The organism is Microbispora sp. NBRC 16548, from assembly GCF_030268985.1.
Classification (GTDB): Bacteria; Actinomycetota; Actinomycetes; order Streptosporangiales; family Streptosporangiaceae; genus Microbispora; species Microbispora catharanthi.
In genome coordinates this window covers 1-255 of record NZ_BSSF01000119.1, presented here as the reverse complement: position 1 = coordinate 255, position 255 = coordinate 1, and the positions used below count along the sequence as shown (strand labels likewise).

Here is a 255-nt window from a genome sequence, read left to right as displayed (position 1 = left end):
CACACCATAACTCGCAGGCTCATTCTTCAAAAGGCACGCAGTCACATCACAGCCGCCCGAAGACGACTACGCTCCTACGGCTTGTAGGCACACGGTTTCAGGTACTATTTCACGACCCCTCACCGGGGCGCTTTTCACCTTTCCCTCACGGTACTCGTTCACTATCGGTCATCAGGAAGTATTTAGGCTTACCAGGTGGTCCTGGCAGATTCACACAGGATTTCTCGAGCCCCGTGCTACTCGGGAACACTCCCA

1 rRNA gene is annotated in these 255 nt (G+C 54.5%); it reads right to left on the bottom strand.

Features of this window, described 5'->3' with window-relative positions:
* Nucleotides 1-255 (bottom strand): 23S ribosomal RNA (locus tag QSK36_RS43300); the annotation flags it as partial.